At 44.7% G+C, this 13,313-nt stretch carries 12 protein-coding genes and 1 pseudogene; 10 read left to right on the top strand and 3 right to left on the bottom strand.

Annotated elements, in window-relative coordinates; genetic code table 11:
- Positions 1 to 93: 93 nt before the first annotated feature.
- Positions 94 to 1,767, top strand: a complete 1,674-nt coding sequence (gene fadD, locus GNT65_RS02610; protein WP_160793543.1) for a long-chain-fatty-acid--CoA ligase FadD — start codon at positions 94 to 96, stop codon at positions 1,765 to 1,767.
- A 90-nt stretch (positions 1,768 to 1,857) separates the two neighbouring features.
- Positions 1,858 to 2,964: a ribonuclease D gene (gene rnd / locus GNT65_RS02605; RefSeq protein ID WP_160793542.1), complete on the top strand. Its 1,107-nt coding sequence runs from the start codon at positions 1,858 to 1,860 to the stop codon at positions 2,962 to 2,964.
- Positions 2,965 to 3,076: 112 nt separating this feature from the next.
- On the opposite strand, the gene minE is transcribed toward rnd, so the two are convergent.
- The 3 genes from minE to minC are packed head-to-tail and all read right to left on the bottom strand — an operon-like array spanning position 3,077 to position 4,839.
- Entirely contained in the window at positions 3,077 to 3,337 is a 261-nt protein-coding gene (minE, locus tag GNT65_RS02600; protein WP_160793541.1) for a cell division topological specificity factor MinE, read from the bottom strand.
- Between the two features lie 2 nt (positions 3,338 to 3,339).
- A complete protein-coding gene (minD, locus tag GNT65_RS02595) occupies positions 3,340 to 4,149 on the bottom strand; it encodes a septum site-determining protein MinD (RefSeq protein WP_160793540.1) in 810 nt (269 codons plus the stop codon).
- Positions 4,150 to 4,173: 24 nt separating this feature from the next.
- Complete coding sequence (gene minC / locus GNT65_RS02590; RefSeq protein WP_160793539.1) at positions 4,174 to 4,839, bottom strand: septum site-determining protein MinC; 666 nt, start codon at positions 4,837 to 4,839, stop codon at positions 4,174 to 4,176.
- A 126-nt stretch (positions 4,840 to 4,965) separates the two neighbouring features.
- Here minC and GNT65_RS02585 point away from each other — a divergent pair, with 126 nt between their 5' ends.
- The 8 genes and pseudogenes from GNT65_RS02585 to GNT65_RS02550 form a co-directional block, all read left to right on the top strand.
- Positions 4,966 to 5,247 carry a YcgL domain-containing protein gene (locus GNT65_RS02585; protein WP_160793538.1) on the top strand — a complete coding sequence of 94 codons (282 nt, stop codon included), beginning with the start codon at positions 4,966 to 4,968 and terminating at the stop codon, positions 5,245 to 5,247.
- A 53-nt stretch (positions 5,248 to 5,300) separates the two neighbouring features.
- Positions 5,301 to 6,254: a lytic murein transglycosylase gene (locus tag GNT65_RS02580; protein WP_244952069.1), complete on the top strand. Its 954-nt coding sequence runs from the start codon at positions 5,301 to 5,303 to the stop codon at positions 6,252 to 6,254.
- Between the two features lie 86 nt (positions 6,255 to 6,340).
- On the top strand, positions 6,341 to 6,781 hold the full coding sequence (locus GNT65_RS02575; protein WP_160793536.1) for a YcgN family cysteine cluster protein: 441 nt from the start codon (positions 6,341 to 6,343) through the stop codon (positions 6,779 to 6,781).
- 1,238 nt (positions 6,782 to 8,019) lie between these two features.
- The gene (locus GNT65_RS02570; RefSeq protein ID WP_160793535.1) at positions 8,020 to 8,214 is read left to right on the top strand and encodes a hypothetical protein; all 195 of its coding nucleotides are present in this window, start codon (positions 8,020 to 8,022) and stop codon (positions 8,212 to 8,214) included.
- 31 nt (positions 8,215 to 8,245) lie between these two features.
- A complete protein-coding gene (locus tag GNT65_RS02565; protein WP_160793534.1) occupies positions 8,246 to 9,397 on the top strand; it encodes a ThiF family adenylyltransferase in 1,152 nt (383 codons plus the stop codon).
- Positions 9,390 to 10,481, top strand: coding sequence for a ThiF family adenylyltransferase (locus tag GNT65_RS02560; protein WP_160793533.1), 1,092 nt, complete (start codon positions 9,390 to 9,392; stop codon positions 10,479 to 10,481). The genes GNT65_RS02565 and GNT65_RS02560 overlap by 8 nt, the downstream gene beginning before the upstream one ends.
- Before the next feature lie 8 nt (positions 10,482 to 10,489).
- Positions 10,490 to 12,673: an ATP-binding cassette domain-containing protein gene (locus GNT65_RS02555; protein WP_160793532.1), complete on the top strand. Its 2,184-nt coding sequence runs from the start codon at positions 10,490 to 10,492 to the stop codon at positions 12,671 to 12,673.
- Positions 12,674 to 12,714: 41 nt separating this feature from the next.
- Positions 12,715 to 13,065: pseudogene (locus GNT65_RS02550) on the top strand (transposase); the annotation flags it as partial.
- Positions 13,066 to 13,313: the final 248 nt, after the last annotated feature.

Below are 13,313 nucleotides of genomic sequence, written 5' to 3'. Positions count from 1 at the left end.
ATATTTATAAGTCAGTGTTTAGTTTCTATATTTGAAACCTTAGGTGAATGATTTCATTCACCCTAACTCTGCCTGGGGATTTAGGAGAGACTCGTGGAACAGCTTTGGACGAAAAATTTACCCCATGATGTGCCATCTATCATCGATGCGCAGCAGTACAGCTCGCTCATCGACCTGTTTGAAAGCTCGGTGGCCAAGTATGCCGATCAGCCCGCCTTCGTCAACATGGGCGCGACGCTGACCTATCGTAAACTCGAAGAGCGCAGCCGTGCCTTTGCCGCCTATCTGCAAAATGAACTCAAGCTGGAGAAGGGCGATCGCGTGGCGATCATGATGCCTAACCTGCTGCAATATCCTATCGCCCTGTTTGGTATCCTGCGTGCCGGCATGGTGGTGGTCAACGTGAATCCGCTCTATACCCCGAGAGAGCTTAAGCATCAGCTCAACGACTCGGGCGCCAAGGCGATCGTCGTGGTGTCTAACTTTGCCAACACCCTGGAGCAGGTGGTGGATCAGACGCCGGTGAAGAGCGTTATCCTCACAGGTCTTGGTGACTTGCTCAGCGCGCCTAAGCGCACCCTGGTGAACTTTGTGGTGAAGTACATCAAGAAGATGGTGCCTAAGTATCATCTGCCCCATGCCATCTCCATGCGTCAGTCGCTCTCTAAGGGACGTCGCCTGCAGTATGTGAAGCCGACCATCAAGGGGGACGATATCGCCTTCTTGCAATACACCGGCGGTACCACTGGGGTTTCTAAGGGCGCCATGCTGACTCATGGCAATATCGTCAGCAACCTGCTGCAGGCCGACGCCGCCTATTCGCCGCTGCTGGCCGATGGAAAGGAGTTTGTGGTCACGGCGCTGCCGCTCTACCATATCTTCGCGCTGACGGTGAACTGTTTGCTGTTCCTCCATAAGGGGGCCAACAATTTGCTGATCACTAACCCGAGGGACATCCCGGCCTTCGTGTCTGAGCTAAAGAAGCATCCCTTTACCGCCCTTACCGGGGTGAACACCCTATTTAACGCCCTGGTCAGCTCAGAAGAATTTAAGACCCTGGATTTCGCTAACCTTAAGCTCTCTATCGGTGGCGGCATGGCGGTGCAGCGCGCGGTGGCCGATAAGTGGCAGGGGATCACTAAGACCCGCCTGCTTGAAGGTTACGGCCTGACCGAGGCGTCGCCGCTGCTGACCTGTTGTCCATATAACCTAGAGGGCTACAACGGCTCTATCGGTTTCCCGGTCGCCAATACCGACATGCAGGTGCGTGACGAAGAGGGCAATGTGCTGCCTCAGGGTGAGACGGGCGAGCTCTACGCCAAGGGGCCTCAGGTGATGAAGGGCTACTGGCAGCGCCCGGAAGAGACGGCCAAGGTGATCGATAAGGACGGTTACCTGGCTACGGGTGATATCGGCTACATGGACGACAAGGGTTTCTTCTATATCGTTGACCGTAAGAAAGATATGATCTTGGTCTCTGGCTTTAACGTCTTCCCCAACGAGGTGGAAGAGGTAGTGGCCCTGCATTCTAAGGTGTTGGAAGTGGCCGCCGTGGGCGTTCCTCACGAGGTGAGCGGCGAGCTGGTGAAGGTGTTTGTGGTACCGAAAGATAAATCTTTGACCGAAGAGCAGGTGATCAAGCACTGTCGTCATCATTTGACGGGATATAAAATTCCTAAGCTGGTAGAATTCAGGGATGAGCTACCTAAGAGCAACGTGGGTAAGATCTTACGCCGCGAGCTGCGCGACGAAGCCAAATCGGCCTAGTTGCATAGGGAACCACCTGTTTTAGGTGACTCAAAGCCGGCATAATGCCGGCTTTTGCGTTCACCGAGCCACAGTATTTGGAGATGAGATTTGACCTTTCAATATGTAGAGGATGACGCCAGCCTGAGCGCGCTGGTGGACAAGTATCGTCAGGCGAAGGTCCTGATGTTAGATACCGAATTTGTTCGCACCCGCACCTATTACGCCAAGCTGGGGTTGATCCAGGTCTATGACGGACAGACTCTGGCGCTGATCGATCCTGTGGCGGTGAGCGACCTCTCTGCATTTTGGGCGCTGCTGGAACGTGACGACATGATCACTGTACTGCATTCTTGCAGCGAAGATCTCGAAGTCTTGGCCCGTTACGGTCGCTGCCAGCCTAAGGTACTGTTCGACAGTCAGATAGCCGCCGCACTCTGTGGCTGGGGCCATGGCATGGGTTACGCCAAGCTGGTGGAGCACTGCCTGGGGGTGGCGCTGGATAAGGGCGAGTCCCGCACCGACTGGATGAAGCGCCCGCTCACCGATGCTCAGCTGCAATATGCCGCCAACGATGTGGACTATCTCTATCGTCTCTACCCTCAGTTGTTAGCCAAGCTAGAGGAGAGCGGCAGATTGCCTTGGCTGCTCGAAGAGGGCGAGCGCATGACTCAGGGCCGTCTGCAAAGCCCGGATGGCGACAGTGCCTATCTTAGGGTGAAGAACGCCTTTCAGCTAAGCCCTAAGCAACTGGCCTATCTGAAGGTGCTGGCCAAGTGGCGTTTGCACAAGGCGCTGGACAGAGATCTGGCCCTGGGCTTCGTCATCAAAGATCACGCGCTGTTGGCGCTGGCCAAGAAGCAGCCTAAGAGCACGGGCGAGATCTTCAGAATGACAGAGCTGACCGAACAGGAGAAGCGGATGCATGCCAAGGCGATCATCGCCGAGATGGCCAAGGCGGATCTGGATAATTTGCCCGAGGCTATCGATGTGATCGCCTTAAAGCCTGGCTACAAGTCGGCCTTCAAGGCGATTAAGCAGGCGCTGACCCAGGTAGCCGAGACCCACCAGGTGCCCATGGAACTGCTGGGCTCAAAGCGTCATATTCACGAATACCTGCAGTGGCGCTGGAATGATGGCCAGGGGGACACGCCCTTGGTGTTACAGGGCTGGCGCGGTGAGCTGAGTCAAAACGCTCTGGCGGAGATCAGCTGTTAATTCCAGCGGGATTCTGCGCTGCTAATCGACACCCATTAAAAAGCCCTCATCAGAGGGCTTTTTTGTGCTGCGTTAATACACGTTAGTGCGGCTTTCTTTGCTGCCTAGGCGCTTAAGGCTTTTCTGGCAGGGTCACATTCAGTTCCAGTACCGACAGCTTGTCGTCGTTCTGATCCAGCTGCACCGATACCTGATCGCTGTCTATCTGCACATACTTGCGGATCACCTCGATGATCTCCTGCTTCATCGCCGGAAAGTAGTCAGGCGCATCACGCTCGCCGCGCTGATGGGCGACGATGATCTGCAATCTCTCCTTGGCGGTGACTGCGGTCGTAGGCTCTTTTTTCGCTCTGAAGTAATCGAGTAAAGACATAATTAGCTACCAAATATCCTTTTCAAGAATCCTTTTTTCTCTTCGGTGACGAAACGCATCTCAATGCTCTCACCCGTTAGTCGCGCAACGGCGTCGCTGTAGGCCTTACCGGCATCGCTCTCCTGGTCTATGATCACAGGCACGCCCGAGTTAGAGGCCTTGAGCACGGCCTGTGATTCGGGTATTACCCCAAGCAGCGGAATCGCCAGGATCTCTTCCACGTCGGCCACGCTGAGCATCTCGCCTGTAGCCACGCGGGTAGGGGAGTAACGGGTCAGCAGCAGAAGCTCCTTGACCGGCTCCAGTCCCTCTTCGGCGCGCTTTGACTTGCTCTGTAGCATGCCCAGGATGCGGTCCGAGTCGCGTACCGAGCTGACCTCTGGGTTGGTGGTCACGATAGCCGTATCGGCGTAGTACAGTGCCATCATGGCGCCGGTCTCGATCCCTGCGGGGGAGTCACAGACGATGTACTCGAACTCCTGCTTAAGTTCCTCCAGTACGCGGCCAACTCCCTCTTTGGTCAGGGCATCTTTGTCACGGGTCTGTGAGGCGGGCAGCACAAACAGGTTGCTGGTACGCTTATCTTTGATCAGCGCCTGATTCAGGTTGGCTTCGCCGTTAATCACATTGACAAAATCGTATACCACGCGGCGCTCGCAGCCCATGATGAGGTCCAGGTTACGCAGGCCGATATCGAAATCGACCACCACGGTTTTATGTCCTTTCAATGCCAGGCCGGTGGCGATGGCCGCACTCGAAGTGGTCTTGCCCACTCCACCCTTACCTGAGGTGACAACAATAATTTGTGCCATGTTTGTTTCTGTCCTTTTCAATTTCTATAGCGATAGTGCTTCGACGGTAAGGCTATCGCCGTCAAGCCTGATGCAACCGCTCTTGATCGAGGCATGTGCCTGTAGATTCTCGGTTAACCAATATTGCCCGGCGACGGAGACCAGCTCGGCATCGATATTCTGGGCGATGATCACGGCATTCTTATCGCCACTGGCACCCGCCATGGCCTTGCCTCTAAGACTACCGTATATGTGTATGCTGCCATCTGCAATCACTTCCGCGCCGTTGCCCACGGCGCCAATGATGATGAGATCGCCATTCTTTGCGTAAATCTGCTGCCCCGAACGAATATTCTGCTTCACTATCTTGGTGGTCTTGGGTAGCTGCGGCTGGGTCTGGCTCTGCTTGCCCGACTTAATCAGCGCAAGCCCTAAGGCCTTGGCCTGATTGGCGATGGCACTCGGCGCGCCTGTGATCCCCACGATCACCAACTGCCTGGAGATCAAGAGATCTTTAAGGCCGGCAAGGTTGTAGTCGGGATTTGAGATGGCGCTTAAGTTGATGACCAGGGGCGCACCAAGAAAAAACTGTGGCGCGATGGCTAGTTTGTCGTCGAGTTCGCGGGCGACCCCGTCGAGATCTGCATCATTAATATGCAGCACCGAAAGCGTAAATGAAGAGCCTTTTAATTCGAGGCTAGGTTTCTGCATTCCTAAACTTGCTCTTGATAAAATTAACCGGCAGGCGCCGGTTAGATATTATTATAATCCTTGCGCTCCATGTTATAGTGTGCGCAATTTGCTGGCAAGTTGAATAGACTGGAAATTTCACCCTATATGATCTGTGCTGTATATAAGAGTCGCTTAAAACCCGATAGTTATCTTTTTGTGGAGAAACGCAACGAATTTGAGCGTGTGCCCGAGCCTCTGATGAAGATGTTTGGTACGCCCGAGCTGGTGATGTTGTTGCCGCTTAACAAACGTGAACACTTGGCACTTGCGGATATCGAAAAAGTAAAAGTTGAACTCGCGGAGAAGGGATACTATCTTCAACTACCACCACCGCCGGTTAACCTACTCGATGAGTACAAGAAAGAGATAGGTTATAGCAGAGACTAGGAAAGTGCATGTTTTTAAAGAATGTTTTGCTAGGTGTTCTACTTGCAAATGGGATGGTTTTGGCCAGTTCTGCGCAAGCCCAAGAGTCAGCGCTCAGTTATGATCAATATCTTTCTGGCTTAAAGCAGCAAGCCGTCGAGCAGGGGATCGCCCAGGGAACCATAGACTCGGTTTTCAACCAGATAAAGCTGTTTAAGAAGGCGGTGGTTAACGAACCCGCCGCCAATGGTCCCAACAATCTAGATACCTATCTGCCGAAGCGGGTAAGCGAACCCCTGGTGGAGCAGGCCAGAAGCCTGTATCGCGATAACAAGGCGCTGTTTGATCGACTCGGCAAGGAGTATGGGGTTCAGCCAAGGTTTGTGCTGGCCTACTGGGGCATCGCCTCGGCCTTTGATGCCAGCGATTACCCGGCGCTGACGGTGATCGCCTCTAACGCCTATCATGGCGACCAAGGCGCTCCCAGTGACACTAAGGCGAATGGGGCGTTTCTGGCGGCGCTTAAGCTGATGGAGCGCGACCAGCTGAGCTTCGACAGCCTCAAGAGTGATTCTACCGGCCTGATGGGCTATCCCCACTTTAGCCCGTCTCAGCTGGCTAAGTATGGCAAAGATGGTAACGGTGACGGCAAGGTGGATATCTGGCATGATCTCGCCGATGCCTTTGCCACCACGGCAAATTATCTTAAGCAGCTTGGCTGGAATTATCACGGCACCTGGGGTCGCCAGGTTAAGGCGCCCAAGGAACTGCCGCAGGATTTAGTGGGGCTAGAGGTGCATAAGGGCTTCGATCAGTGGCAGGCGCTGGGCGTCAGACGCTTTAATGGTTCAGATCTGCCGTCACGCAAGGATATGCAGGTGTCGCTCATCATGCCTGATGGCAGAGGTGGTCGCAGCTATCTGGTGTATGACAACTATCGGACGCTGAGAAAGACCCAAGGGTCGGATCACCTTACCCTTGCCGTGACCTACCTGTCAGAAAGAATTAAGTATCCTGCGATAAAGTAGGCTGCACGAGACGCCGGGCCTGTTAATACAGGTTCGGCGCTAAGCTTTTGGCGATTAAAAGTTTCGCCCTTGAAAGAATTGTAAAGATGTCGTTTTGGAAAGAGAAAACCCTCGCACAGTTGAGCGCCCAGGAATGGGAATCGCTATGCGATGGCTGCGGTAAGTGTTGCCTCAATAAGATCATCGACGATGAAACCGATGAGCTCTACTACACCAACGCCGCCTGTAAGCTGCTCGATGCAAAGGCGTGTCACTGCATGCACTATGAGCAACGTTTTAACTTCGTCCCCAGCTGCACTAAGGTGACGGTGGATAATATCGCCGAGCTCACCTGGCTGCCAGACAGCTGCGCCTACCGGCGCCTGTATCAGGGGCGGGATCTGCCCAGCTGGCACCCGCTGTTAACCGGTGATAAGACCAAGATGCATGAGCTGGGGATGTCGACCCGTAACAAGATAGTGAATGAGAACAAGGTCAGGTACCTTGAGGACCATATCGTGCTTTGGCCGCTCAAAGATTGTGACTAATTTTCACTTTCTCATTAAAGTGAGGAAAATGTGGTTGTAGCGTCTACCAGTTTGGGCATTTGACGGGATTTTGAAGGTCATACCTTCATGGCAACCTAACGCCTGCCCGGCGAGGGTTGTGCAAGCACTCTTTTGGCACGCCGCAAGCACGCTCCCTGTATGCTCTGCGAGATCATCTGACCTACATGAATGTAGGGAATGCCGAAAAATGTAGGGAACATTTTCGGCCCTGCCATCGACGTCAGCAGATGCATCTACACTCGGTATCTAACGTTTCTTCGATTTAGCCTTTCTGATTACTAGTTGATGTTTGGGCTGGAGCGTCTAGCGACGTTTTCTAATTGGAAGGGTACCTAGAATCATCACTTCATGATGGATCAACTGCCTGCGGCAGGCTTGTGTGCAGATACGCTGGAAAGAGGGGGTCGCAGCGGTGTCTGTCGCGCTTGGTTATTTGCCAGTATTTTCAAATCCATAGCTCCATTGTTATCTAACGCCTGCCCGGAGAGGGAAATGTGGTTGTAGCGTCTACCAGTTTGGGCATTTGATGGGACTTTGAAGGCCATACCTTCATGGCAACCTAACGCCTGCCCGGCGGGTGCTGTACACGGAAGTACCAATGTCGTGATCACATGGATGTGAAGGAACGACATATGTGCAAGCACTCTTTTGGCACGCTGACTTTTTGTCAAAGAGAGTCGTCCCTGGAGGCTTCACGGCGGCGTCCATGCCGCCGAGAGCCAAAAGAGTGCTTACTCCCGTATCTATCACCTCTTCCATTTAGCTTTATCTATTGCTTGTTGAATACTAACTACAAGATGGATTAAAGTATCACCAATCAAACAGCACCATATGTGTCTACTAATTGATTGTAAAAGGAGTTATCTTGGTATTCCCAAAAGTCAGGCGTTAAAAGGCCTTGCAAATGAGCGATGAGGGTCACTATGTTGATAGTTAATGGTAAAGTTTAGATGATAGACAATCATCAACTTAAAACTTAAAACTTAAAAGTAAGGTGTTATTTGCTGCAAATGGATGTAGTTTTTATCTAAGATCTGTGGCGCTACTTTTACGTTCATTTTTAGACTCTTAAGCCGAATTGGAAAGGGTTTTGTGACTAGTGTCACAATATGTAAATCTGTGTTGTTGTATAACGAATAATCGAAATTGTGAGATCTTTTAATGATGTTGCTAATTGTAAGACTCTCGATTACTAAACTTATCCTGAAGGAATAAAAATGAAGAAAGTGAGTTTAAAGTTTAAAGAAATTAATGATGTAGAAGCAAACGCTACTTATTCTGATGGTTGTTCTGGTAGTCGAAGCGATTGTTGTACACGAGTTTGTACACGTAACGATGTTAAGTCAACAGATGACAGCGTAGAGGCTTGGGATGAGTATTTAGAAGTAAATGCAGGTGTCCTTCAATATTAATCTATTGAACTAAGTAGGAGATGGCTAGCAAGTGCTAGCCTTTTTTATGCTAAATAATAAATATAAAGTTAAAGACAGTGTTGATGTCTACACATTTTCTACAGATAGTGTTGATTGTACTAGGGTACAATTTTATAAAATAAACACCAGAGAAAAGTTAACGATAGAGATCGATTCTAGCTTTTTAAACATTCTTTCTTCATTAGATGGTTCGCTTTCACTACAAGAAATATTGATTAAAAACGAGATTTTAGTAGACATAACCGAAGTGGGAAATCTAATAGACTATTTGTTGGGTAAAGACGTAATTAAAATTATTAATTCACCAACTTATATTTGTTGTTCGGAAATAAATAGATACTCTAGACAGATTAGTTATTTTGATGATCTTATCCCAGAACAAGAGGGAGAGTTGTCTCAATATAAATTAATGCAAAAAAAAATAGTTATTATAGGTTGTGGCTCTGTTGGTGGTACGATTGCGTCTCAATTGGTTAGGGCTGGAGTTTTAAATATAACTCTAGTTGACCATAAACATATTAATGAAAGTAATTTGGTTAGGCATATATATGCTAATAAAAATAACATAAACACATATAAGGTTGATGCGTTAAGTGAACATTTAAAAAAAATCAACGTTAAGGCTAACATAACCGAAATCAAATCCAAAATAACACCAAGCAGTAATTTAGATGAATTAGTAAATGACTCAGTAGATCTTGTTGTCAACACGGCAGATGAACCCTATATTGGACACATTAGCGTAAAACTAGGTAGGTATTTGTGGGATAAGAGCATCGGTCTTTATGTGGCAGGGGGCTTTGATGCTCACTTAATGAGTTCTGGAGAGTTAATCTACAAAGGAATAACCCCCTGTATTGACTGCTGTTCAAATACTTTTCGTTATGCTTTAAAAGATTGGAAACCTAAATATAATTATAATTCTGGTATAAAGAGTTCATCGTTAACAGCTCGAACTGATGTATTGATAGGAGGTGCTGGTGGTACGTTTGCTCAAACGTTATATAGTAGTAGCCTTGCGTGTATGAATATTATTGATTTTTTGCTAGGTAATTTAAATGGAAATAATAAGGTAAATAAAAGAGGTGAGTTTCTGACAGAACGTTGTGAACAAACATGGTTTGAAATGAAAAAACAAAAAGGATGTAGTATTTGTGGTTGATGATATTTATAGATTAAAATCTTCTATTGCACTGGTTTATGATGATAATATTCTAGATGTTTTTCTTTCTAACCTAAGAGAGCAATTTAAGATTAGGGTCGAGTACGAAGAAATTTTAGATTTATTATTTTCATTTGATGGTGAAAAGACAGTTAATGACGTATTAAAAGTTTATAGAAATATAGATGGTGATGATTTATTTGATCTTATTTCATTTTTAATAAAAAAGAACGTACTGATCAAGGTCGATTGTGAATATCCTGAAAGTTTTTTATCAGAGCAATACAGACTAGTCAACTTTTTTGAGGATTATTGCTCTTCCACAAGTGATGTTATTGCATCATTAAAGTTGATTAGCACTAGTAATGTCATGATTGTTGGTTTAGGAGCGGTAGGAACTTGGATTTCAGAATCACTGATAAGATCTGGATTAAAGAATATTACGCTAGTAGATGATGATACTGTAGAATTTTCAAACCTACATAGACAAGGTATGTTTTTTGAAGAAGATATCGATAAATTTAAAGTGGATGTTTTATCTGAAAATCTATGTAGTGTTTTTCCTGATGTAAAAATAAATAAAATTAAAGATAAGTTAACTTCTGAATTTTTTAGCAAATACAATGACACATATGATTTGATTATTAACTGTGCTGATAAGCCAAGTGTAGATGAAACGACAAGGATAATAGCAAAGTTTTGTATGAAAAATAAAATTCCACATATTGTTGGTGGTGGTTATAATTTACATCTGACCCTAATCGGACAAACGGTAATTCCTAATCGGACAGCTTGTGTAATGTGCTTTGAGAAGCATTTACAGAAGATAAACGATGCTGATTTGAACGGTGTAAAAAAGTTAACTCGAAAAAATCGTAGGATTGGGAGCTTTTCTCCTTTAAGTACTATTGCTGCATCACTAGCGACAATAGATGCTTTAAAAATAGTTTCTGGAAAATACGATCGTATATCAAACTGTAATGCTAGAATCGAGTTTAATGTAAGAGAAAGAGATATCGATAAGCACCTCGTGGAAAAAAATGACGATTGTGAATGGTGTGGAAACAATGGTCTATATAAATAGGTGATTTTATGAGTGATAATATTGAATTGGTCGGTATTAAAACTAATAACTTAAAAAATATTGATTTTAAATTAGCCAAAGGTGAAATAACATCGTTGATTGGCATTAGTGGTGGAGGCAAGTCATCACTGGCTTATAATACATTATATGAACTATGCAAAAATGAATTTAAGTCTTTAGAAAGTGGATATTATGAATCACCATGTTTTATTTTGGACTCATATAAAAACATAGTACCTTCTGTCGCTCTTAAACAAAAAAACTCCAATATTAACCCAAGATCTTCTTTATATACATATTTAAATATTCCATCATTATTAACCTCGTTGATATCTAATGATAATTTTGATTATAATCACACTCTTTTGAAAATAAATAAACCTGAAAATCAGTGCTCAGCGTGTAATGGCAGAAAGTTGTCATATTATATAGATGATGGATTAGTAATAGATGAAGAAAAGACAGTGAGCGAGAACCCCTTTAAGCCTTGGGTGAAAAGTGGAAGCAATAGAAAGCATAAATTATTGGTCGCTTATTGCGAAGCTAATGGGATATCTACTGTGACACCATTCGGAAAGTTACCGAGTTCTCATAAAGAAAAATTATTGTATGATATATCAAAACAAAACTTTCCTATAAACTTTATTCATCAAGGGAAAAGGCGTTCTAGAAAGTTAATATATGTCGGAATTTTAAATGAGTTGAATCAACTTTTGAAAAGTAATAAAAAATCCGAATATGATTTGGCAATTAAATTTTCAAAGAAACAAGAGTGTGAAGAATGTTTTGGCTCAGGTATAGCAATTGATAAGTATAAAGATTTTAGAGTATATGGGCTAGAATTTGTTGATTTTCTAACAAAAGATATCGGTCAAATACTAGATTTGATAAAGTCAAAAAAAACAAATAACAAACCTATAGTTACTCTTTTGGAGCAATTGTGTCACTCAGATTTATCATATCTGTCTTTTAATCGAACTATTCCATCCTTATCTGGAGGTGAACTTCAGAAGGTCAACTTTTCTAAACTTTGTAGTTCAGAGATTACAGGGATTTTAATTGTCATTGATGAATTGTCATCACAAGTTCACGTAAGTGATCACAAAATGTTGTTTGATAGGATTAGAACTATTCAGGAGAGCGGTAATACAGTTTTGTTGGTTGAGCATAATGATTATTTTATTTCAAGATCTGATAACGTTATAACTATTGGTCCAAGTGCAGGTCAAACAGGTGGTTACATAATCGAAAATAAAAACAATGAAGAGTACAATATAAGCCTGAATAATGTAGAGAAAAATATGGAGTTTTTCGAAATTTCAGGAATTAATATAAATAACATAAAAGACTTGACATTGAAACTACCAATTAATTGTATGTCCACTATAGTTGGTAAATCTGGTTCTGGAAAGTCAAGTTTGGCAAAATTTATTAGCGAGAACTGTAATAATGTATCATATGTTTCTCAAGAGCTAATTAAAGGGAATATTAGGTCTACGGTAGCATCTTTAACTGGTTTGAATAAAAAAATAGCTTCTAAGTTTAGTCAAAAATACAATCTAGAAAGTAGTTATTTTATCCTAAATGAGCCTGGCCCAATAGTGTGCAAGCAGTGTTCGGGTAAAGGTGTAATTAAAATTAGCAGAAGTTTTGATAGTGATATAGAAATTGGTTGTCCAGATTGTGATGGAACACTATTCTCATCAGAAGCGGAAAGTTTTGATATTAATGGCTATTCAATTCGAGCTATATATACAATGACATTAACCGAATTGTCATTGCTAGGTATACCTTCCATCGATAGAATTTGCTCTGACGCCATAAGCCTTGGTTTGGGACATCTCTCTTTAAATAGAAAAACAAAATCACTATCCGGAGGTGAGTTAAAGCGGATTAAATTATTAATTAACTTGCCGCAAAGAAATACAAAAAATAAAATACTGATTGTCGATGAGCCAGCTTCAGGGCTTGATAACAAAACGGCTGGAGATGTGATTAGTTTTATAAGAAGTTATGCTGAAGAATATTATTCGATAGTTTTGATTGAACATAAAAAGGTCGCGTTCTTAAAGTCAGATTATGTAATTGAAATAGGTCCAGGCTCTGGTGTTTATGGTGGAAAGATTGTATTTGAAGGAACTCCAAGTAATTATTATAAAGAAAAATACTTAGGTTATGTTGATTTAATTTAAGCTTCTTGTTAAAGAATAATAAATTATTCTTTTAATATTGAGATATTACGGTAATAGCCGTAGTCTCCTTTGTAGGTGATGGTTCTGGGTATCAAAATGGTCGACATTTTTCCGCAAACTTGGGGCTAGTGCCGAAAGAGTTCTCAAGTGGTGGAAAACAAAAGCTGGGGGCAATTACCAAGTGGGGAAACAGCTATCTAAGGCGACAACTGATTCAAGGTGCTTGGTCTGTCATACGCTGCGCCAATAATAACGACGACAGGTTATCTGTCTGGGCAAGAAAGGCCATCGAACGAAGAGGCAAACAGAAAGCGGCGGTAGCTGTGGCCAACAAACTCGCCAGGATAATTTGGGTGATGCTTTACTATAAAGCCGAGTACAGACCTGGCTAAACAACAAGAACAAATACATACCCCAAAAACCGAACACAGTTAATGAAGTAACAGGTAATACCGCCCTTCGAAAATGCTGAGAGAATATAAGGTGTTGTAACACCGAAGGGACGGTAAGCAGCGAAGGCGCGGTTCTCATTAAGGTCAGAGCACGAAGATGCCCACAAACAGGTCGGATATACGTACGCAGTATTACTTGCTGTTACTCACAAAATGTTTGATCTATCCGAGGTGTCCATATACATATT

Origin of the sequence: Shewanella insulae, assembly GCF_009831655.1 — a bacterium.
Classification (GTDB): domain Bacteria; phylum Pseudomonadota; class Gammaproteobacteria; order Enterobacterales; family Shewanellaceae; genus Shewanella; species Shewanella insulae.
Note: the sequence above shows the minus strand (reverse complement) of the source record. Positions and strands in the feature narration are given on the sequence as shown.

Excerpts from the sequence above, each read along its gene's own strand:
- minE (WP_160793541.1), bottom strand. The coding sequence starts at position 3,337 with ATGTCTTTACTCGATTACTTCAGAGCGAAAAAAGAGCCTACGACCGCA.
- minD (WP_160793540.1), bottom strand. The coding sequence starts at position 4,149 with ATGGCACAAATTATTGTTGTCACCTCAGGTAAGGGTGGAGTGGGCAAG.
- minC (WP_160793539.1), bottom strand. The coding sequence starts at position 4,839 with ATGCAGAAACCTAGCCTCGAATTAAAAGGCTCTTCATTTACGCTTTCG.
- GNT65_RS02585 (WP_160793538.1), top strand. The coding sequence starts at position 4,966 with ATGATCTGTGCTGTATATAAGAGTCGCTTAAAACCCGATAGTTATCTT.
- GNT65_RS02580 (WP_244952069.1), top strand. The coding sequence starts at position 5,301 with ATGGTTTTGGCCAGTTCTGCGCAAGCCCAAGAGTCAGCGCTCAGTTAT.
- GNT65_RS02575 (WP_160793536.1), top strand. The coding sequence starts at position 6,341 with ATGTCGTTTTGGAAAGAGAAAACCCTCGCACAGTTGAGCGCCCAGGAA.
- GNT65_RS02570 (WP_160793535.1), top strand. The coding sequence starts at position 8,020 with ATGAAGAAAGTGAGTTTAAAGTTTAAAGAAATTAATGATGTAGAAGCA.
- GNT65_RS02555 (WP_160793532.1), top strand. The coding sequence starts at position 10,490 with ATGAGTGATAATATTGAATTGGTCGGTATTAAAACTAATAACTTAAAA.